This window comes from Amycolatopsis sp. NBC_00345 (genome assembly GCF_036116635.1).
In the GTDB taxonomy this organism is placed as follows: domain Bacteria; phylum Actinomycetota; class Actinomycetes; order Mycobacteriales; family Pseudonocardiaceae; genus Amycolatopsis.
In genome coordinates this window covers 42694-63578 of the sequence record NZ_CP107995.1, presented here as the reverse complement: position 1 = coordinate 63578, position 20885 = coordinate 42694, and the positions used below count along the sequence as shown (strand labels likewise).

Here is a 20885-nt window from a genome sequence, read left to right as displayed (position 1 = left end):
CCGGTCTTCCATCGGATGAATCTTGCGGTTCGACCCGCTCGGGTCACCCGCCGTGACGGGCGACGGTGGGCGTGCCCGCGGTGACGAACGCCCCGGTCACCGGGTCGGACAGGGACACCTGAGCCTCGCCGACGTCGAAGTACAGCCCGGTGAGCACGAGGTCACCGCGCCGCTCCGCCTCGACGACCATCGGGTACTGGCGGAGGTGCTCGAGCTGCTGGAGCACGTTGTGCAGGGCCAGCCGGTCCGGCTCCCGGCCCGGCCGCTCGCCGTCGAGCGTCACCGGGCCGCGGCGGGTCCGGCTCGGCTCGGCGTGCCGCAGCCACACTTCCAGCGCCGTCCCCGGCGGCGGCCCGTCGGCCAGCGCGCCCATCGCACCGCAGCTGGAGTGGCCGCAGACCACGATCTCGCGCACCCGCAGCACCCCGACGGCGTACTCCACCGCGGCGTTCATCGACGGGTCCGCCTGCGCGGGCGGCACGAGGTTGCCGATGTTCCGCACGGTGAACAGGTCTCCCGGGCCGCTGGTGGTGATGAGGTTCGGCACGATCCGGGAGTCGCCGCAGGTGATGAACATGGTGTGCGGCCGCTGGCCGTCGGCGAGGCCGCTGAGCGTCTCCCGCAGCAGCGGCGCGGCCCGGCGCTGGAACTCGGTGGCGCCGCGGCGCGTCGGGTGCGCGCGCTGGCCCGGCACGTGGACGTCCGCCGCCTGCCAGTCCGACCACGGCGCGAGCCAGCGCGGCACGGCCCCGGCCGCGGCGGTGCGCCGCAGCGTCGGGTGCCCCTCCCGGCCCTTGGCCAGCCACGGGTGGCCGACCTCGTCGACGGACACCGTGCCACCGGCCCGCTCGTGCGCCTGCTGCCAGCTGATCAGGCTTTCGAACGAGGCGTGGTCGAGGTAGTCGACGACCAGCTCGAGGGTCACCGTCGCGCCTTCCGGGACGGTGCCGAGCACCTTCGTCAGCCGCGGCACGGACAGGAAGGTGAGCACGCCTTCCACCACCACGCGCCAGCGCTCGCCGTCGCGCTCGACGTGGATGCCGGACCAGACGGTGCGGCGCAGCATCAGCAGCAGGGCCAGCACGATCCCGGCGACCACGCCGGTGAGCAGGTCGAACACCACCACGCCGGCGAGCGTGACGAGGTACAGCGCCAGGTCGCCGTGACGCAGCACCTGCTTGAGGTGCCCGGGGTTCACCAGCTTGGCGCCGACGTGCACCAGCAGGCCGGCGAGCGCGGCCAGCGGGATGTTCTGGATCAGGCCGGCGAGCACGACCACGAACACCAGCACCCACACCCCGTGCAGGATCGCGGACGCGCGGGTCTTGCCGCCGGCGGACACGTTCGTCGAGCTGCGCACGATCACGCCGGTCACGGGCAGGCCGCCGAGCGCGCCGGAGACCATGTTGGCGGCGCCCTGGCCGACCAGCTCACGGTCGAGGTTGGAGCGGGCGCCGTTGTGCAGTTTGTCGACGGCGACCGCGGACAGCAGGCTCTCGACGCTCGCGATCAGCGCGATCGTCACGGCGGCCACGGCGACGTCCGCCCAGCCGCCTCCGGGCAGCGCGGGCGCGAAACGGATCTGCAGCAGGTCGCCGGGCAGCTCGACGCGCGGCAGCGTCATCCCGGCGGCCACGGAGACGACGGTGGCCACCGCGATGGCCGCCAGCGGGCCCGGCACCTTCCGCACCGCGGCGGGCAGCCGCGGCCAGACCAGCAGGATGACGATGGTGAGCAGGCCGATCACGGCCGCGGCGTCGTGGTGGGCGACGATCTGCGCGGGCAGCTCGGCGATGTTCTCGATCGCTGAGCTCTGCGCCTTCCCGCCGAGGATGACGTGCAGCTGGCCCAGCACGATCGTCACGCCGATGCCGGCGAGCATGCCGTGCACGATCGCGGGCGAGATGGCGAGCGCGGCCCGCGCGACCCGGCTGAGCCCGAGCAGCACCTGCAACGCCCCGGCGGCGACCGTGATCAGGCACGTCACCGCCCAGCCGAAGGTGTTGATCGTCTCGGCCATGATCACGGTCAGCCCCGCGGCGGGCCCGCTGACCTGCAGCGGCGACCCGCCCAGGGCGCCGGCGACCACACCCCCGACGATCGCCGCGATCAGCCCCGCGACGATCGGGGCCCCGGACGCCAGTGCGATGCCGAGGGAAAGCGGGACAGCGACCAGGAACACCACCAGTGAGGCGGGTACGTCGTGACGAAGCACGGCAAGAGGTCTCATGATCACCAGGAAACCGGCATCCATGTGAAATGTCCGCTATGTCTCGCCTGATGGGGTGAATTTGTATCGCACACCCCACTTTCGGGTTGCGCAATTGACCAAGGGATGGGAAAAGCGTCCCACCTGTTGTGACAGGCCCTGGGAAAGTGTCTCACCGAGCCCTGCGGGCCGCGGACCGGAAAGCGGCCTGGACCTGCGCCTGGACCGGCTCGTGAGTGGCGATGACGGTTCTAACCGTCATCGCCACTCACGAGCCCCAGCCCGTCAGTGCGTCGCGGCACCGGCCGGGACGAAATCGCGCCCGGCCGCGTCGAGGAGGGACACCTGGGCGGCGCCGACGTCGAAGTACATGCCCGTCAGCGTCAGTTCGCCGCGGGCCAGTGCCGCGGCGACCACCGGGTACCGGCGCAGGTGGTCGAGCTGCTGCACGACGTTGTGCAACGCCAGCAGGTCGGCCTCGGCGTCCGGGCGGCGGCCGTCCAGCAGCAGCGGGGGCTCCGTCGCCCGGCGGCGCAGGGACGGCTCGCCGTGGCGCAGCCAGCTGCCCAGCTGCGCCAGGCCTTCGGGCGCCTGCCCGAGCAGCGCCTTCATCGCGCCGCACGAAGAATGCCCGCACACCACGATCTCCGGCACCTTCAGCACGCCCACGGCGTACTCGATCGCCGCGCCGACGGAGGAGTCCGAACCGTCCGACGCCGTGGGCACCAGGTTGCCGATGTTCCGGACCGTGAACAGGTCGCCCGGCCCGGACGTGGTGATCAGGTTCGGCACGATCCGCGCGTCGCCGCAGGTGAGGAAGAGCGTGTGCGGCTGCTGCCCGTGCGCCAGCCCGCTGAGGGTGTCGCGCAGCAGCGGCGCCGTGCGGCGCTGGAACTCCGACGCGCCGCGGCCCAGCGGGGAACCGGTCCGCTGCCCGGGCACGACCGCGTGCTCGGCCTGCCACTGCGACCACGGCGCGAGCCACCGCGGCACCACCCGCGCGGCGACGCTGCGCCGCACCGTCGGCTCCCCCGAGCTGCCGCGCTGGAACCACGGGTGCCCGATCTCGTCGACGGTCACCGTGCCGCCCGCCTTGGTGTACGCCTGCCGCCAGTCGCGCAGGCAGTCGAACGCGGCGTGGTCGAGGTAGTCCACGAGCAGTTCGAGCGTCACGTCGGCGCGCGCGGGCACCTCCGCGAGCACCTTGGTCAGCCGGGGCACCGAAAGGAACGTCAGCGCGCCCTCGATCACCACGCGCGCCCGGCCGTCACCGGCCTCGACGTGGACGCCGGAGTAGACCATCCGCCGCAGCATGAACGCGAGCGCGAGCAGCACCCCGGCGGTCACCCCGGTCAGCAGGTTCACCGCGACCGCGCCGATGACCGTCACCGCGTACACCGCGATGTCGCCGTGGCGCAGGACTTCCTTGAGCGCCGGGAGGTTCACCAGCTTCGCCCCGACGTACACGAGCAGGCCCGCCAGCGCCGCGAGCGGGATGTACCGCAGCACGCCGGTGAGCAGGAGGCAGAACGCGAGAATCCAGCAGCAGTGCAGGATCGCCGACGCGCGGGTCCGGGCGCCCGCCTCGTAGTTGGTCATGCTGCGCACGATCACGCCGGTCACGGGGAGCCCGCCGAGCGCGCCGGCGGCGACGTTCGCCGCGCCCTGCCCGATCAGCTCCCGGTCGAGGTCGGTGCGCTTGCCGCCGCGCAGCTTGTCCACGGACACGGCCGAGAGCAGGCTCTCCAGGCTCGCGATCAGCGCGATGGTGACCACCGCGACGCCCGCGCCCGCCCAGCCGCCGTCCGGCAGCCGCGGCACGAGGCTCAGCGACGGCAGCGAACCCGGCAGGTCGATCCGCGGCAGCGTCATGCCGGTCACGACCGAAAGCCCGGTGGCGACGGTGATCGCGGCGAGCGGGCCGGGCACCTTCCGCACGGCGGCGGGCATTTTCGGCCACACCACGAGGATCGCGATGGTGAGCAGGCCGATCAGCACGGCCTGGTCGTGGTGGCCGACGATCTGGCCGGGCAGCGCGAGCAGGTTCGCCACCGCGGAGCCCTGCGCGCGGCCGCCGAGCACCACGTGCAGCTGGCCGACCACGATCGTCACGCCGATGCCCGCGAGCAGGCCGTGCACGATCGCCGGCGAGATGGCCAGCGCGGCGCGCGCCACGCGGGTGAGGCCGAAGAGGATCTGGAGCAGGCCGGCGCCGACGGTGATGGCGCAGGTGACGGCCCAGCCGTAGGAGGAGATGGTGTCGGCGAGCACCACGGTCAGTGCGGCGGACGGGCCGCTGACCTGCAGTGCGGAGCCGCCGAGCAGGCTCGCGACCAGGCCGCCGACGACGGCGGAGATCAGGCCCGCGAGCAGCGGGGCACCGGCGGCGAGCGCGATGCCGAGGGAAAGTGGTACCGCCACGAGGAAAACGACCAGTGAGGCCGGCAGGTCGTGGCGCAGGAGGGTCAGGACGGGGTGGTCACGCCGGGGCGGGGGTCCGGTGTCGTGTTCTCCGCGAACGATCTCGATCATGCCGGTAGGAAAGCGGAAAACCGGCGAAAAGTCCGCTACGCGAACCAGTTTCAGGTTCGCTTGTGAATGCGGTAACTAGGACGTAATGGATCTTCCTCGCCAATCAGTCAGAGCATGACGAAGCACGGCCACCTGATCGCGTGGAAACCCCCAGTTCTTGACGACTCCACGTGTCCCATCGTCAACACACCGTGATAAATGAGCCAGGTCACACTCGTTAGAGTGAATTCAAGCTTTTTCGGCTGCGGCGAGCATCGCGGCGGTGACCACGGCCAGGTCGTCGTCACCCGTCAGGTACGGCGGCATCGCGTAGATCAGGTCACGGAACGGCCGCAGCCACGCGCCGTTCGCCGTCACCACGTCGGTCGCGACGCCCAGGTCCACCTCGTGGTCGAGCTGCAGCACGCCGATGGCGCCGAGCACGCGGACGTCCCGCACGCCCGGCAGGTCGCGCGCCGGCTCCAGGCCCCGCCGCAGGCCCGCCTCGATGCGGGCGACGTCGGCGGCCCAGGTCCCGTCGGCCAGCAGCCCCAGCGACGCGTTCGCGACGGCGGAGGCGAGCGGGTTGCCCATGAACGTCGGCCCGTGCGCGAGCACCGGCACCTCGCCGCGCGTGATGGCGCCGGCGACGTCGGGCGTGCACAACGCGGCGGCCATCGTGAGGTAACCACCGGTCAGCGCCTTGCCGAGGCACAGCACGTCGGGGGTCACGCCGGCGTGCTCCGCCGCGAACATCCGGCCCGTGCGGCCGAAACCGGTGGCGATCTCGTCGAACACCAGCAGCACGTCGTGCTCGCGCGTGAGCTCCCGCAACGCGCGCAGGTAGCCGGGGTGGTGGAAGCGCATGCCGCCGGCGCCCTGCACCACGGGTTCGACGATCACCGCGGCCAGTTCGCCGGCGTGCTCCGCCAGCGCCGCGTCCAATGCGTCCACATAGGACTGTTCCGGCGGCGCGGCGAAGCCCGCGGGCGGCTCGGGCACGAACACCTGCTCCGGCAGCACCCCGCGCCACAGCGAGTGCATGCCGCCGTCCGGGTCGCACACGCTCATCGGCGTGAACGTGTCCCCGTGGTAGCCGCCGCGCCAAGTCAGCATCCGCCGTTTCGCCATCCGCCCGCGAGAACGCTGGTACTGCAGGCACATCTTGACCGCGACCTCGATCGAGACCGAGCCGGAGTCGCACAGGAACACGTGCTCGAGGCCCTCGGGCGTGAGGTCGACCAGCGTCTTCGCCAGCGTGATCGCGGGCTCGTGGGTGAGCCCGCCGAACATCACGTGGCTCATCCGCCCGGCCTGCGCGGTCAGCGCGGCGTCGAGCACCGGGTGCCGGTAGCCGTGGATCGCCGCCCACCAGGACGACATGCCGTCGACCAGCTCCCGGCCGTCGGCCAGCCGCAGCCGCACCCCGCTCGCCTCGGTGACCAGCAACGGCGCCACCTGGCCCGGCATCGGCGCGTACGGGTGCCAGACGTGGGCTGCGTCGAGGGCGAGGAGGTCGGCGGCGCTGGTTTCCACCCGCCGACCCTACGTCGGGGCCGCGGCTCAGCGCAGCAGAACGGGCAGCTCCTGCAGGCCGTGCACGAGGGTGCTGTTGCGGTAGCGCAGCTGCTCCGGCTCGACGGCCAGGCGCAGGTCCGGGAACCGCGCGAGCAGGCCGCCCAGCGCGATCTCGGCCTCCAGCCGGGCCAGCGGCGCGCCGACGCAGTAGTGGATGCCGTGCCCGAACGCGACGTGCCCGCCCGCCGGGCGCGTGATGTCCAGCTCGTCCGGGTCCGGGAAACGCTCCGCGTCGCGGTTCGCGGCCAGCAGCGACACCTGGACGAACTCGCCCTCCGGGATCGTCGTGCCGCCGACCTCGATCGGCTCAGTGGTGAAGCGCAGGGTCGCGATGTTGATCGGGCCGTCGAAGCGCAGGAACTCCTCGACCGCGCCGGGCAGCAGGCTCGGGTCGGCCCTGAGCTTCGCCAGCTGCTCGGGCGCGCGCAGCAGCGCCAGCGTCGCGTTCGCGATCAGGTTCACCGTGGTCTCGTGCCCCGCGACCAGCAGCAGGAAGGCGGTGGCGACCAGCTCCTCCTCGCTCAGCGAGTCGCCCTCGTCGGTGGTCAGCACCAGGTCGGACAGCAGGTCCTGACCCGGCTCGGCGCGCTTCTGCCCGACCAGCCCGACCAGGTAGGCGTGCATCGACTGCCCGGCCGCCTGCATCTCCTCCGCCTCGCCGGACGAGAGCAGCGTGTTGGACCAGCCGGTGAACTCGCCGCGGTCCTCCTCGCGGATGCCGAGCAGCTCGCAGATCACCGTGATCGGCACCGGCCCGGCGAACGACGGCAGCAGGTCGGCCCGGTCGTGGCCCTCCATCGCGTCGAGCAGCCCCGCGGTGATCTCCTCGATCCGCGGGCGCAGCCGGGCGACCGTGCGGGCGGTGAACGCCTTGTTCACCAGCTTGCGCAGCCGCGTGTGGTCCGGCGGGTCGGCGTTCAGCATGTGCGAAACGAGCGACTGGCCGGAGTCGGAGATGGTGTTCTCCGGGCCGATCTTCGCCGCCATCAGGTGGTACGCACCGGCGCTGTCCTTGCTCATGCGCGGGTCGTTCAGCAGCGCACGGGCGTCCTCGTAGCCGGTCACCAGGTAGGACGGCGTGCCGCGCGGCATGACGATCGGGCACACCCGGCCCTCGCCGCGCAGCTGCTCCAGCGTGGAGTGCGTGTGCTGCATGAATTCTTCGCCCACCACGGGCAGCTCTTCCACGGTCACGCGGTTCCCCCGGAATCCTGTGTCAGTGTCAGCGCTCGGCCAGCGCGGCCGCGACGCGCTCGGTCACGTCCTTCCAGTATGCCCGTTGTTCGGCGCGCTCGGCGGCGTCGGCGAGCCATTCCTGGTGGAACTTGAGCGTGCCGCGGCGCCCCTGGCCCACGACCGTCAGCTGCAGCGTGGAGTCGTGGTCCCAGTCCTTCGGCTGCCAGGTCAGCCGCACCCTGGTGCCCTCGTGGAAGCTGCGGATCTCCCCCGTGATGCCGTTCGCCGTCTCGTACGTCTCGCCGCGCTCCCGCGGCAGCTCCACCCCCGCGCCGAGCCAGACCTCCACACCCTCGCGGCTGAGCAGGAACTCCCACAGCCGCGCGCCGGAATACGGCAGCGTGCGGGAAACCCCTACCTCCCAACCACTTTGCGCGGTTCTCCCCACCTCTTCACTCATGACCCCATCATGACATCCGGCACCGACAAAACTCGCCGGCGGCCGGGGTGCAGGATCTTCTGCTGTGCGCTACCGACCCATCTCCCCCACCGCGCTGGCCGACGAGCTGACCGCCCGCATCGACTCGCTCACGCAACGCCGCCGAATCGCGGTGGCGGTGGACGGCGCCGACGGCGCGACCGGAACCGCCGAACTGGCCGACGCGCTGGCCGGCCCCCTGCGCCTGCTGGGCCGCCCGGCCGTGCGGGTGCCGGCGCGCGGGTTCCTGCGCCCCGCGTCCCTGCGGTTCGAGCACGGCAAGCGAAACCCGGACGCGCGCTACACCGACTGGCTCGACTTGGGCGGCCTCCGCCGTGAGGTGCTCGACCCGCTCGCCGAAGACGGCACGGGCGAGGTCCTGCCCGCGCTGTGGGACCCCGAGCGCGACCGCGCCACGCGGCTGCCGCGCGTCCCCGTGCCCGAACGCGGCGTGGTGCTGGTGGACGGGGAGTTCCTGCTGGGCGCCGGACTGGCCTTCGACCTGGTCGTGCACCTGTGGCTGTCACCGGCCGCGCTGCGGCGGCGCGTGCCGGAAGACGCCGCGTGGGTGCTGCCCGCGTACGAGCGTTACGAAGAGGAAGTCGACCCCAGCGCGCTGGCGGACGTCGTGGTCCGGGTGGACGACCCTCGCCACCCGGCCGTCTACGAACCGGAAGCCTGACCGGCGCCCGCCCCGGCCGTCCGGTCCGTCACCACCGCGGCCGCCTGGCGGGCCACCAGCCACGGCAGCAACGCGAGCACCACGAGCAGCGCCACCGCGACCACGAACCGGCCGTCGTCGCCCCGGAGGAGGAACGTCACGGCCGAGTACAGGCCGGCGAGCAGCCCGCCGATCCCGGCGACCGGCGGCCACCACCGCGCCGACCCGCGCACCGCGACGCCAACGCCCGCGAGCACCGCGGCCAGCACCAGCGAAACCACCGCCGTGGCCACCGACGCCTGCCGCACCAGGCCGACCACGCCGAGCGCCGCCAGCACCACCGGCGCGACCAGCACGGCCACCAGGTAGGTCCGCCGGGCCCGGCCCTCGGCCGCGCGGACGTGCTCCGTCGTCACCGGACTCCCCTCGCCACACCGGGAACACCGTCCCGGCCGCCGCCAGCCCTGGCACTGCTGCCGTCCCCGACACCGCAGCCCTCACCACAGCCCTCACCACCGCAGCCGCCATCACCGCAGCCGCCGCTCCAGCAGCCACCACTCCACTCGCCGTCGCCACCGCTGGGATCACCGCACCGAGGACACCGGATCGCCGTCGAGCAGGCCGGCGAGCCGGGCCGCCATCGTGTCCCAGCGCCAGTTCTCCTTGACCCAGGCGCGGCCCGCCTCGCCCATCCGGCGGGCGCGCACGGGGTCGGACAGCAGGGCGGTGAGCGTCTCGCGCAGCTGGCCGACGTCGCGGCCGTCGACGACGTGGCCGGTCACCTCGTCCAGCACCGCCTCGGGCGCTCCGCCGGAGGTGCCCGCGACGACCGGCAGCCCGGTCGCCGACGCCTCCAGGTAGACGATCCCGAGCCCCTCCACGTCGAGCCCCTTGCCGCGGGTGCGCGCGGGCATCGCGAACACGTCGCCCGCGTTGTAGTGCGCCGGCAGCTCGGACCACGGCACGGAGCCGGTGATCACCACGTGGCCGGCCACGCCGAGCTCGTCGGCCAGCTCCGTCAGGTGCTTGCGGTACGGGCCGCCGCCGACGATCAGCAGCGCCGCGTCCGGCACGCGCTCGCGCAGCCCTGGCAACGCACGGATCAGCATGTCCTGGCCCTTGCGCGGCACCAGCCGCGAGACGCACACCACCGTCGGACGGTCGCCGAGACCGTGGCGGGCGCGGATCTCCTCCCGCGCGCCGGCGTCCGGCGCGAACAGTGTGGTGTCCACTCCGGACGGCAGCATTTCCAGCCCTGCCAACGGTCCGAACGCCGCGGCGAAGCGCCTCCGCGTGTACTTGCTGACGTACGTGAGCACGTCCACCGTGTCGCCGATCCGGCGCAGTGCCTGGCGCGAACCCGGCAGCATCGACCAGCCGACCTCGTGCCCGTGTGTGGACGCGACCACCCGGCGTGCGCCGGCCTGGCGCAGCGGGTGCCCCAGCAGCGCGAGCGGCGCCGCAGCACCGAACCACACGGCTTCGCAGTCTCTCGCGCGCATGATCTGCTTCGCGCGGCGCAGCACGTCGGGCGTCGGCAGCATCAGCGACGTCGGGTGCCGGACCACCTCGAACGGCGCGGCGGCGTCGAACTCGCCGTGCGAGCCGGACTGTCCCTCCCACGACGGGGCGTAGACGACCAGGTCGTCGGCGGGGAGCCGGGTGGCCAGCGAGTTGAGGTAGTTCTGGATCCCCCCGGGGCGCGGCGGGAAGTCGTTGGTCACGAGCAGGGTCCTCAGCACACCCGGAAGGCTACTGAGCCACGCGGACACGAAACGGGGCGGCACCGCGGTCGCGGTACCGCCCCGTTCGAAGGGTCCTGTTCAGCTCACGCGGCGGGCGCCGACGTACTGGCTCTGCAGCGGCGAGATCTTGACGACGTCACCGGAGGTCGGTGCGTGCACCATCTTGCCCTCGCCCAGGTACATGCCGACGTGCGACACGGGCGTGTAGTAGAACACCAGGTCACCCGGCTGCAGCTGGCTCTGCGAGACGGCCGTGCCGAAAGTGGACTGCTCCCGGCTCGACCGCGGGAGCGTGATGCCGGCCTGCTTGTAGGCCCACTGCATCAGGCCCGAGCAGTCGAACGTCGACGGGCCGGTGGCGCCCCACACGTACGCACTGCCGAGCTTGCTCAGCGCCGCGTTGATGGCCTGCTGGGCCTCCGGCCCGGGAGCCGGGACGTTCGGCGCGTCGCCGCCGGTGTCGCTCTGCGAGGCCTTGTCCGACTTGCTCAGGAAGCTGTACTGCTTCGTCAGCGCGTCGGTCTGGTCCTTCAGCGACTTCTGCTTGGCCTTGATGTCCTCGGTCAGCTTCGCCGCGGCGTCACGGGAGTCCGTGGCTTTCTTGGCGGAGTCGGCCGCGAGCTTCTCGGCGCTCTGTGCCTGATTCACCGCGTCGGACAGCCCGCTGAGCGCGGCGTCCTTCTCCGAGGCGATCTGGTCGAGTGCCGAGGAGCGCTCAAGGAACTCCTGCGTGGAGGTTCCGGCGAGCAACGCCGAAAGCTTGTTCATCTGGACGCCGGCGACAAACGAGGCACCGGCGAACTTGTCGACGTCGACCCGGTACTTCTTCTCGTTGCCCGCGGCCTGCGTCGCCTGGTCCTTGGCGGTGGCGACCCCGGCGTTGGCCTTGTCCAGGTCGCCCTGCTTGGCAGTGAGGTCGTCCTGGGCCTTGAGGAGGTCCTCGTTCGCCTTCTCGGCCTGTGCCGCGAGGTCGCGGTACTTGGCGAGGGCGTCCGAGCTCGAGTCGGGCGGGGCCTGGAGGGAGGGGGAGGGAGCTGCGTTGGCTGTGGCGGCCGGCTGGGCCACGGCGACGATAGCGAACACCGAGGCCGCCGCTAGGGCACCTGACACCACGCGCTTGACTGGATGCGACTGCACGGTCGCGCGTGTCTCCTTTGCTGTCGGGCCGCCGTCCGGAGCCTTGGCGCCGAAGGGGTCGGGGGCCCTCTTCCGCACGCCCACCGCCCGCGTTCCGGCCGTGCTTCAGCGCATCAGCCTCACGCACGCGGTGTGGTCCCGGTACCTGCTCCCCGACAAAGCCGGTCCGGCGGCGATCCCGTGTCGCCGTCTTGCCGACAGCTGCTGGCCACGAGATCTCGGACAGGTTACGAAAAGACCGCGACCACGTCCACTAGGCCCCCCGTAAAAACTCTCCGTAGTTCGGCGAAACACCATCGGACCAGCAGGGGAGGAAATATGTGACGGCGGTCATACTGCATGGTGTCATTCCGGCACTAATCAGCTACGTACCGTTCACCCGATCAGATCGACCACTCGGCGCGGCGACCTCACCCGGGCGGGTCAGGCCGGCCTCCGTTCCGGCCCCGGCACCAGACGCAGCCGCGGCACCATCCCCGCTTCGGCGAGCGCGTCGACCGCCCGCCGCTCGTCGGCGTCCCAAGCGAGCGCGACGGGCGGGCCGAGCAACGCGCTCACCACGCAGTCGTGGCACGCGTCGCCACGCACCGCGCAGCGGTCGCAGTCGACCACCAGGTCTTCGATGTCCGCCAAACCGATGTCCACCGCACCGGGCGGGCGGGGCAACGGGCTCTCGTCCATGTGGGGCTCCTCACCTAGCCGTGCTTCCTGAACGCACGGTAGGAGCCACCACCGACAGTTTCGGCGCGGCGGGAGGCCAGAGCGGCCTCAGACCCGGCCGAGCCTGCTGACCAGCACGGCCGACGGCGCCGGATGCGCCCCGGCGGCGCGCACGGAATCGGCGACCGCCCGGTCGGACGTCGCCACCACCATCGGGCGGCCCTTCGGCTCCGCCGCGACGAGCGCGCGGATCACGTCGTCGGCCAGCACGCCGCGGTCGGAGAACAGCACCCGCACGCCACGGGGCACGGCGGCGGGCACGGACAGCACGCCCGCGCCGTCGAAGACCACGGTGACCTCGGCGGCGGTGCGGGCGGCGAGGGCGGAGAGCTGGTGGATCAGCCGGTCGCGCTGGTCGGCCAGGGCCAGCTCGGGATAGCCGGTCTTGGTGACGTTGTAGCCGTCCACGATCAGGTGGACGTTCGGCAGCGCCAGGTGCCGGTCCAGCGCCGAGACGTCCTGGATCCGGCCGCCGGGCCCGAGCCCGGACGTCGCGCCGCGCACCATGTCCGCGGGCCGCGCGCCGCGGTCGCCGAGGGCGAGTTCGCGGCGCAGGCCGCTGACCGCACCGTCGATCGTGTCGATCAGCAGCGCCAGCCGCACCTCGTCGGCCTCACGGGCCTCGCGCGCGGACTGACGGGCGATCTCAGCGTCCGCGGACGCCCGTTCGGCCCTGGCCCGCTCGGTGGCCACCCGCTGCCGCTCACGCCCCAGCTGGGCGGTCAGCGCGTCGAGCTCTTCGGCCTGCGCCGCTCCCCCGCGTTCGGCTTCGGTCCGCGCCGCCTCGGCGGCGTCCCTGGCCTGGCGCAGCTGCACCCCTTGTTCACGCAGCCGGCGCAACAGCTTCTCGACCTCGGCCTCGCGCTCCCCACGGACGTTCTCCGCGGCTCCGCGCGCCTGTTCGAGTTCTAGCCGCAGCTCGGCGAGCTCGGCCTCCAGCCGCTGGTTCCGGGCCAGCGCGGCGTCACGCTCGGCGCGCAGGGCGGTTTCCTCGGCGTTCTTGGCGATCAGCCGCACCCGGCCGGCCGCGCCGGACTCGCCGAGCAGCACCGCGGCGGCCGCGGCGGAGACGGAGTCGGCGGCGTTCGGGTCGAGCACGTCGGTGCGGTGCTCCCGCAGCCATTCGATCACCGCGGTGCGGAACTGCGCCGAATCGCCCAGCGCCGCCAGCAGCGCCGTGCCGCCCAGCTTCGCGCGCTTGGCGGGGGCGAACTTGGCGACCGGCCGCAGCTGCCGCGGCACGTCCGCCAGCGGCAGCTTCGCCACGGCGGCGGCGGCCAGCTCGGCGATCCGCTCGCGCACCGCGTCGGGCAGCGCCGACCAGGTGGCGGGCTCGGGCACGTCGGCCGCGGCCTCACCAGCCCGTGCCGGGACGGCCGAGGGGCCGGCGGCCTCCCCGGTTTCGTCCGGTTCCACGGGCTGTGGCTGCATTGGTCCAGGGTAGGCCCCGCCACCGGATCGCGCGCCGTGCGCCACCCGCAGCTCACGTCCCGGGATTGTCGGTGGGCCGTCCTAGGGTGCGCGATCATGGACACCGGACCGCGGCCCGGCCAGGCGCAGCTGGCCTTCGACGAGCTCGGCACCCCGTTGCGGGACACCACGTTCGTCGTGTTCGACCTGGAGACCACGGGGACCAAGCCGGGGCCGGACGGGATCACCGAGATCGGCGCGGTCAAGGTGCGCGCCGGCCAGGTGCTGGGCGAGTTCGCCACCCTGGTCAACCCGGGCGCGCCGATCCCGCCGCAGATCGTGGAGCTGACCGGGATCACCCAGGCGATGGTCTACGACGCGCCGCGGATCGAGCGCGTGCTGCCCGCGTTCCTCGAGTTCATCGCCGGCGCTGTGCTGGTCGCGCACAACTCGGGCTTCGACACCAGCTTCATGCGGGCCGCCTGCGAGGGCCACGGTTACGTCTGGCCGCGCGCGACCGTGGTCTGCACGGTGAAGCTCGCCCGGCGCGTGATCCCGCGCGAGGAGGCGCACAGCTACCGGCTCTCGTCGCTGGCGATGCTGCTCGGCGCGCGCACCCGGCCGACGCACCGCGCGCTCGACGACGCCAAGGCCACCGTCGACGTGCTGCACGCGCTGCTGGAGCGCGTCGGCAACGTCGGCGTGCACACGCTCGAGGAACTCGTGGACTACCTGCCGGAGGTCACGGCCGCGCAGCGCCGCAAACGGCACCTGGCCGCCGACCTGCCCGCGCGGCCGGGCGTCTACCTGTTCCGCGGGCCGCGCGACGAGGTGCTGTACGTCGGCACCGCGCGTGACCTGCGACGACGCGTGCGGCAGTACTTCACCGGGTCGGAGAGCCGCGGCCGGATCCGCGAGATGGTGGGGCTGGCCGAGCGCGTCGAGGCGATCGAGTGCGCCCACTCGCTGGAGGCCGAGATCCGCGAGCTGCGGCTGATCGCGGCGCACCGGCCGATGTACAACCGGCGCTCGAAGAACCCGCACCACGCCTGGTGGATCGGCCTGACCGACGAGGCCTTCCCGCGGCTGTCCGTGGTGCGCCTGCCGCGCGCGGGCACGCTCGGGCCGTTCCGGAGCCAGTCCGACGCCCGCACGGCGGCGGACACGCTCGCGGGCGCGGCGGGGCTGCGCACGTGCACCCAGCGCATCTCGGCGAAGTCGGCCTCGGGCACCCCGTGTGTGCTGGCCGAGCTGGGCCGCTGCGGGGCGCCGTGCGCGGGCCGGCAGACCGTCGAGGAGTACTCCCCCGGCGTCACGGCCGCCCGCGAGCTGATCGAAGGCCGCGACGGCAGCCCGCTGCACACCGCCGCCGCTGAGCTGGCGCGGCTCGCCGGCGGGCAGCACTACGAGCAGGCCGCCCGCCACCGCGACGAGCTGGCGGACCTCGTCCGCGCCGTCGGCCGGGCGCACCGGCAGGCCGCGCTGGCGTCGATCGCCGAGCTGATCGCCGCCGCCCCGGACAGCAACGGCGGCTGGGAGCTGTCCGTGATCCGTCACGGCAAGCTCGCGTCCGCCGGTGTCGCGCGCCGGGGCGTGCCGCCGATGCCGGTCGTGGAGCAACTGGTCGCGGCCGCCGAGACCGTGCTGCCCGGTGAGGGGCCGCTGCACGGCGCGTCCGGCGAGGAGGTCGGAGTCCTGTTGCGCTGGCTGGCCCGGCCCGGAGTCCGGCTGGTGCGCACCACCCGGCCCTGGGCCGAGCCCACCGCCGTCGCGGGCTGGCGCGGCTGGCTCGACCTCGCGGCGGGCGCCCGGACGCTGGAGCGGGTGGCGGGCTGACCCGGCTACGATCGCGCTCGTCGGTTACCGCCAGGGAGTGGAGGAACGCTGTGATCACGGCGATCGTGCTGATCAATCTAGAGGCCGACGCGATCCCGGAGGCCGCGCAGGCGATCGCGGACCTGGACGGGGTCGCGGAGGTCTACTCCTGCGCCGGCGACGTCGACCTGATCGCCACCGTGCGGGTCCGGGCGCACGAAGACCTGGCCGACCTCGTCCCCGGCCGCATCGGCAAGGTCGACGGGGTGCTGGACACGGTCACGCACATCGCGTTCCGCTCCTACTCGCGCGCGGACACCGACTCGGCGTTCGAGATCGGCGTCGAAGGCGCCTGAAAGCGGACCGCACCAGGCAAGTCACGGCGAAGGCCCCTCCACCCGCTGCTTGGGTGAAGGGGCCTTCGCCGTGACTGAAGGACTAGTGCCCGGAGCCGATCTGGTGCGACTCCGGCTGGGTCTCCGGCGAAGCCCCGTCGACGTCGTCCTGACCGGCGTGCCCGTTGCCGTTGCCATTGCCATTGCCATTGCCATGGTGCGACGCCCGCTCCAGCGCGGCCGACTCCTCCGGCGGGTCCGGCGTCCACAGGGACCCCGGAACGGCGTGCCCGGCGGTGCCGAGCTTGTTCATCTTCTTCGGCACGGTCGCGCCCTGGTACTCCAGCGGCACGGCGTGGCCGTGGCTGTCCACGCCGCCCAGCGGCTGGTGGACCTCGATGAACTCACCGTGCGGCAGGCGCTTGATGATGCCGGTCTCGACGCCGTGCTCCAGCACCTCGCGGTCCGCCCGCTGCAAGCCCAGGCAGAGTCGGTAGGTCAGGTAGTACGCGACCGGCGGCACGAGCAGCACGCCGATGCGTCCCGCCCAGGTGGTGGCGTTCAGCGAGATGTCGAACTGGTCGGCGATGATGTCGTTGAAGCCCGACAGCTCGATGACCAGGAAGAACCCGAGCGCCATCGCGCCGAGCGCGGTGCGGACCGGTGCGTCGCGCGGCCGCTGCAGCAGGTTGTGGTGCGCGGTGTCCTTCGACAGCTTCCGTTCCAGGAACGGATACGCCAGCAGCAACCCGATCAGCACCGGCATGCCCACCGCGCCGGGGAAGAACACCGCCGGGATCGTGTAGTTCCCGAGGTACACCTCCCACGCGGGCCAGATCCGCAGCATGCCGTCGGCCCAGGCCATGTAGAAGTCGGGCTGTGAGCCCGCCGAGACCTGCGCCGGGTTGTACGGGCCGAAGTTCCACACCGGGTTGATCTGGAACAGGCCCGACATCAGCGCCAGCACGCCGATCACCAGGGTGAAGAAGGCCCCGCCCTTGAGCGCGAACACCGGCATGATGCGGATGCCGACGACGTTCGTCTCCTTGCGCCGCACGCCGGGGAACTGCGTGTGCTTCTGGTACCAGACCAGCGCCAGGTGCGCGCCGATCAGGGCCAGCATGATGCCCGGCACCAGCAGGATGTGGATCGTGTAGAGCCGCGGGATGATCTCCGTGCCCGGGAACTCGCCGCCGAACAGCGCCCAGTGGATCCAGGTGCCGATCACCGGCACCGACAGCACGATGCCCGACAGGGTCGCGCGGATACCGGTACCGGACAGCAGGTCGTCCGGGAGCGAGTAGCCGAAGAAGCCCTCGAACATGCCCAGCACCAGCAGCAGGCTGCCGATCACCCAGTTCGCCTCACGCGGGCGACGGAACGCGCCGGTGAAGAAGATCCGGAGCATGTGGACCATCATCGAGGCGACGAAGATCAGCGCCGCCCAGTGGTGCAGCTGGCGCACGAACAGGCCGCCGCGCACGTCGAACGAGAGGTCCAGCGTGCTCGCGAACGCCTTCGACATCTCCAGGCCCTGCATGTTCTGGAAGCTGCCGTGATAGACGACCTCCTCCATGGAGGGGTCGAAGAACAGCGTCAGGTACACACCCGAGAGCAGCAGGATGATGAAGCTGTAGAGCGCGATCTCGCCGAGCAGGAACGACCAGTGCGTCGGGAAGACCTTGTTGAACTGGTGCCGCAGGCCCTTCGCCATGTGGTAGCGCTGGTCGGCGCCGTCCGCGGCCATGCCCAGCTGCTTCTCGAGCGCGCTCGTGCCCTTGGTGGGCGTGGTGAGTGAACTCATGACTTACGCTCCCAAAAGGCCGGACCAATGGCCTCGATGAAGTCGCTCCGCGCGACCAAGTATCCCTCTTCGTCAACCGTGATCGGCAGCTGGGCCAGCGGCCGGGTCGCCGGGCCGAAGATGGGCTTGGCGTAGTGCAGTGCGTCGAACTGCGACTGGTGGCACGGGCAGAGGATGCGGTTCGTGCGCTGCTCGTACAGGGAGGTCGGGCAGCCGACGTGGCTGCAGATCTTCGTGTACGCGTAGTAGTCGCCGAAGTTGAAGTCCTCTTGGCCCTTCCGCTTCACCACGCGCGCGGCGTCGGTGGTGCGGAGCCGGATGAGCATGACCGGGTTGTCCACCCGGGTCAGCGCGGCGGCCAGCGCCTCGCGGTCGCCCTTCTCCGAGTCGCGGTACGGGAACACCGTCTCCATGCCGCCCGCGTCGAGGTCCTCGACCCGCACCCGGGTGACGCCCTTCTCGACGTCCTCGTCCAGGCTGCCGGTGTTGCGCCGCAGGTAGACCTTCTCGCCGGCGAACCTCGGCTGCCAGCCGGTGTGCCAGAGCGAGTCCGCGTTGTTCGTGTCCTTCCAGGGGTCCTTGATGAAGGACGCCACCGGCAGGGCCGCGGCCGCGAGGCCGAGCACGCCGGCCCCGCCGATCGCGGTGCGCTTGATCAGCGAGCGGCGGGCGATGGTGCTGCGGCTGCCGGCGTCGGCCAGCTGCGCCAGGATCGTCGCGCGGTCGACCTCTTTGGACGGACCGTCGCCGCGCTGCTGCACGGAGGTCTCGGCCGGCACGAACTTCTTCGTGTAGAGGATCACGCCGATGCCCAGCGCCAGCACGGCCACGCCGAGCGTGACGCCCAGCGCCGGGGTGTACAGGCTGTAGGTCTCGTGCCCGGTCGGGTCACTCGGAGCCTTGTACTCCCACCACTTCGGCCAGGCGAGCACGACCACGAAGGCCAGCCCGGCGATCGCCGACAGCACGAACCAGAACGCGACCAGCCGCTCCGCACGCCGTTCGGCGCGGGTGTTCTTGACCGGCCAGGGTTCCGGGTAGTCGACGATCTCGACGCCGTCCATCGCGCCGCCCAGCTTCACCAGCTGGTCGCGGTCCATCTCGGCCAGCTCCGCCTCCGAGGGCGGCTGGGGCCCTTCGGCACTCATGCCTTCGATCCAATCCACAGTGTCACGCCGATGAGCGCGCCGATTCCGACTACGAAAGCGATCAGGCCCTCCGAGGCGGGGCCGACCCCGCCGAGGCCGTTACCGCCGGGGTCGTTGTTGCCGTCGGACACCGACTTCACGTACGCGACGATGTCCTTCTTCTCGTCCGGGTTGAGCTGCCGGTCGGAGAACTTCGGCATGTTCTGCGGCCCGGTGAGCATCGCGTCGTAGATCTGCTCTTCGGTGGCCGGGTCCAGGTTCGGCGCGTACTTGCCCGCGGACAGCGCGCCGCCGCGGCCGGTGAAGTTGTGGCACGACGCGCAGTTGAGCCGGAACAGCTCGCCGCCGCGGGCCGGGTCGCTGCCGCGCAGCGCCTCGCCGGTTTCGGTCGGCCGCTGGACGCCGCCGCCGTGGGCCTGCACGTAGGCGCCGATGGCGTCGATCTCGCTCGGGGTCAGCTTCGGCGGCTTCCGCTCGATCTGCGCTTCCTGGCGAGCCGCCGGCATCCGGCCGGACGAAGTCTGGAAGTAGACGGCCGCGTCGCCGATGCCGATCAGGCTCGGACCGCGGTCCTTGACGCCCTCGAGGTTCGCGCCGTGGCACTCGATGCAGGTGTTGTTGTAAACCTGCTCCCCCTGGCGCAGCAGCGCCGGGTCGCCCTGGGCCTGCGCGGTCTGCGGCTCGGGCGCGAACACGGCGTACAGCGCGCCGGCTCCCACCAACGCGACACCGAGTGCGAGCAGGCCGGCGAAACGCCTGCGCAGCTTCGAGCGCGCGCGGAACCGGCGCTCCGGGGACTTATTGCTGGTGGTCATCTTTCGGCAACCCTTGCTGTCAGTTCGGGCCGATGGGGCTGTGGTGGCGGGCGCGGATCAGGGAAGGATGTAGATGACCGCGAAGAGGCCCACCCACACGATGTCGACGAAGTGCCAGTAGTACGACACCACGATCGCCGAGGTGGCCTGCGCGGGCGTGAACTTGCTGAGCTTGGTGCGGATCAGCAGGTACACGAACGCGATCAGCCCGCCGATCACGTGCAGGCCGTGGAATCCGGTGGCCAGGTAGAAGACCGTGCCGAACGGGCCGGACGGGATGGTGAGGCCCTCCTCGACCAGGTTGTGGTACTCGTTCGCCTGACCGAACACGAAGATCGCGCCCATGATCAGCGTGATGATGTACCAGCGCCGGAGGCCGTAGACGTCGCCGCGCTCGGCCGCGAACACGCCGAACTGGCACGTCAGCGAAGACAGCACCAGTACCACGGTGAACGGGATCGCGTACGCGACGTTGAGGTGGAACTCCTCGCCGTGCAGCGGCGGCGGCCAGGCCGCACCGGCCGGGTTCTGCGCTTTGACGGTGAAGAACATGGCGAACAGTCCGGCGAAGAACATCAGTTCGCTGGACAGCCACACGATGGTGCCGACGCTGACCATGTTCGGCCGGTTCAGCGAGTGGACCCGCTGGCTGATGGTGGGAGCTGCCGTTGTCACGGATCGCATTATGTCCTCCCGCGCGGGCACCCCGCCGTTCGGGTCCACGGCGGGTCGTGGGAGCTTCGCATCACACCCTTACCCGGCAGACGTGAGAGCTACTCATGGGTTTACTGGATCGGCTTCGTGACCTGGCCGGAAAGCGGGAAAGACCCGGTCTGACGCCCGACACGCCCGGTTTGGAGATCGTCGCGGAGGCCTTCGACCCGGCCGTCGCGGACTCCGCGGTGCTGGCGAGTTCACCCGCCTGGGTCACGGCCGCGCCCGCCGTTCTGGTGCACCACTTGAGTCTTCCGCCGGACCGCGTGGCCGAAGCGGCCGAGATCCTCGCGCAGGACGGCTGGGAGCTGCGGGAACAGGGGCCGGACGGCGAACGCGTCCTCGCGCACGCCTTGCGCGTACAGGTGCTCGACGCGCTGCACTGCGCCCAGGAGCGGTCCCGGATGGCCGGGCTCGCGCAGCGCCTCGGCGGCGACGCGCTCGGCTGGGACGCCCGGCAACCGGGTGAGTCGCCGACCGCGCCAGCGTGACGAGCATCTCGGCAGATACTGTGCCGTTAGTTACTAGTCCGACGGCAGTCACGGCGGAAAGGGTTTCTTCGAGCAGATCGGCTTCAGGCCGTGTCCGCCTGCTTTCGGTCGGATTAGTACCATCGCGGCAGTTCCACC

18 protein-coding genes are annotated in these 20885 nt (G+C 71.8%); 4 read left to right on the top strand and 14 right to left on the bottom strand.

Annotation, left to right across the window (positions count from 1 at the left end; translation table 11 throughout):
* Window positions 1-43: 43 nt before the first annotated feature.
* The 5 genes from OG943_RS00285 to OG943_RS00265 all read right to left on the bottom strand — a co-directional run bounded on the left by OG943_RS00285 (window position 44) and on the right by OG943_RS00265 (window position 7934).
* Window positions 44-2230, bottom strand: coding sequence for a bifunctional SulP family inorganic anion transporter/carbonic anhydrase (locus tag OG943_RS00285; RefSeq protein WP_328607621.1), 2187 nt, complete (start codon window positions 2228-2230; stop codon window positions 44-46).
* Window positions 2231-2494: 264 nt separating this feature from the next.
* Complete coding sequence (locus OG943_RS00280; protein WP_328607620.1) at window positions 2495-4741, bottom strand: bifunctional SulP family inorganic anion transporter/carbonic anhydrase; 2247 nt, start codon at window positions 4739-4741, stop codon at window positions 2495-2497.
* 228 nt (window positions 4742-4969) lie between these two features.
* The gene (locus tag OG943_RS00275) at window positions 4970-6256 is read right to left on the bottom strand and encodes an adenosylmethionine--8-amino-7-oxononanoate transaminase (RefSeq protein WP_328607619.1); all 1287 of its coding nucleotides are present in this window, start codon (window positions 6254-6256) and stop codon (window positions 4970-4972) included.
* Window positions 6257-6283: 27 nt separating this feature from the next.
* Window positions 6284-7492 carry a cytochrome P450 family protein gene (locus OG943_RS00270; RefSeq protein WP_328607618.1) on the bottom strand — a complete coding sequence of 403 codons (1209 nt, stop codon included), beginning with the start codon at window positions 7490-7492 and terminating at the stop codon, window positions 6284-6286.
* A gap of 28 nt (window positions 7493-7520) precedes the next feature.
* Window positions 7521-7934: an SRPBCC domain-containing protein gene (locus OG943_RS00265; protein WP_328607617.1), complete on the bottom strand. Its 414-nt coding sequence runs from the start codon at window positions 7932-7934 to the stop codon at window positions 7521-7523.
* 64 nt (window positions 7935-7998) lie between these two features.
* On the opposite strand from OG943_RS00265, the gene OG943_RS00260 reads away from it, so the two are divergent.
* The gene (locus OG943_RS00260) at window positions 7999-8634 is read left to right on the top strand and encodes a uridine kinase (RefSeq protein WP_328607616.1); all 636 of its coding nucleotides are present in this window, start codon (window positions 7999-8001) and stop codon (window positions 8632-8634) included.
* On the opposite strand, the gene OG943_RS00255 is transcribed toward OG943_RS00260, so the two are convergent.
* The 5 genes from OG943_RS00255 to OG943_RS00235 form a co-directional block, all read right to left on the bottom strand.
* Window positions 8616-9029, bottom strand: a complete 414-nt coding sequence (locus OG943_RS00255) for a hypothetical protein (RefSeq protein WP_328607615.1) — start codon at window positions 9027-9029, stop codon at window positions 8616-8618. The genes OG943_RS00260 and OG943_RS00255 overlap by 19 nt on opposite strands.
* Before the next feature lie 168 nt (window positions 9030-9197).
* The gene (locus tag OG943_RS00250) at window positions 9198-10355 is read right to left on the bottom strand and encodes a glycosyltransferase family 4 protein (RefSeq protein WP_328607614.1); all 1158 of its coding nucleotides are present in this window, start codon (window positions 10353-10355) and stop codon (window positions 9198-9200) included.
* Between the two features lie 81 nt (window positions 10356-10436).
* Entirely contained in the window at window positions 10437-11495 is a 1059-nt protein-coding gene (locus OG943_RS00245; protein ID WP_328607613.1) for a C40 family peptidase, read from the bottom strand.
* A gap of 423 nt (window positions 11496-11918) precedes the next feature.
* On the bottom strand, window positions 11919-12176 hold the full coding sequence (locus OG943_RS00240) for a hypothetical protein (RefSeq protein WP_328607612.1): 258 nt from the start codon (window positions 12174-12176) through the stop codon (window positions 11919-11921).
* Between the two features lie 87 nt (window positions 12177-12263).
* A complete protein-coding gene (locus tag OG943_RS00235; RefSeq protein WP_328607611.1) occupies window positions 12264-13646 on the bottom strand; it encodes an NYN domain-containing protein in 1383 nt (460 codons plus the stop codon).
* A gap of 96 nt (window positions 13647-13742) precedes the next feature.
* On the opposite strand from OG943_RS00235, the gene OG943_RS00230 reads away from it, so the two are divergent.
* The gene (locus OG943_RS00230; RefSeq protein ID WP_328607610.1) at window positions 13743-15461 is read left to right on the top strand and encodes a DEDD exonuclease domain-containing protein; all 1719 of its coding nucleotides are present in this window, start codon (window positions 13743-13745) and stop codon (window positions 15459-15461) included.
* Between the two features lie 50 nt (window positions 15462-15511).
* Entirely contained in the window at window positions 15512-15796 is a 285-nt protein-coding gene (locus OG943_RS00225) for an Lrp/AsnC family transcriptional regulator (RefSeq protein WP_328607609.1), read from the top strand.
* 82 nt (window positions 15797-15878) lie between these two features.
* On the opposite strand, the gene qcrB is transcribed toward OG943_RS00225, so the two are convergent.
* From qcrB to ctaE, 4 genes are read right to left on the bottom strand one after another with little or no spacing between them, the layout of a single operon-like run.
* Entirely contained in the window at window positions 15879-17579 is a 1701-nt protein-coding gene (gene qcrB / locus OG943_RS00220; RefSeq protein WP_328607608.1) for a cytochrome bc1 complex cytochrome b subunit, read from the bottom strand.
* Window positions 17576-18727, bottom strand: a complete 1152-nt coding sequence (gene qcrA, locus OG943_RS00215; RefSeq protein ID WP_328607607.1) for a cytochrome bc1 complex Rieske iron-sulfur subunit — start codon at window positions 18725-18727, stop codon at window positions 17576-17578. The genes qcrB and qcrA overlap by 4 nt, the downstream gene beginning before the upstream one ends.
* Window positions 18724-19542, bottom strand: coding sequence for a cytochrome bc1 complex diheme cytochrome c subunit (qcrC, locus tag OG943_RS00210; RefSeq protein WP_328607606.1), 819 nt, complete (start codon window positions 19540-19542; stop codon window positions 18724-18726). Before qcrC ends, qcrA begins: the two co-directional genes overlap by 4 nt.
* Before the next feature lie 57 nt (window positions 19543-19599).
* Window positions 19600-20226, bottom strand: a complete 627-nt coding sequence (ctaE, locus tag OG943_RS00205; protein ID WP_328607605.1) for an aa3-type cytochrome oxidase subunit III — start codon at window positions 20224-20226, stop codon at window positions 19600-19602.
* Between the two features lie 95 nt (window positions 20227-20321).
* Here ctaE and OG943_RS00200 point away from each other — a divergent pair, with 95 nt between their 5' ends.
* Window positions 20322-20747: a hypothetical protein gene (locus OG943_RS00200; RefSeq protein ID WP_328607604.1), complete on the top strand. Its 426-nt coding sequence runs from the start codon at window positions 20322-20324 to the stop codon at window positions 20745-20747.
* The last annotated feature ends 138 nt before the right edge of the window (window positions 20748-20885 follow it).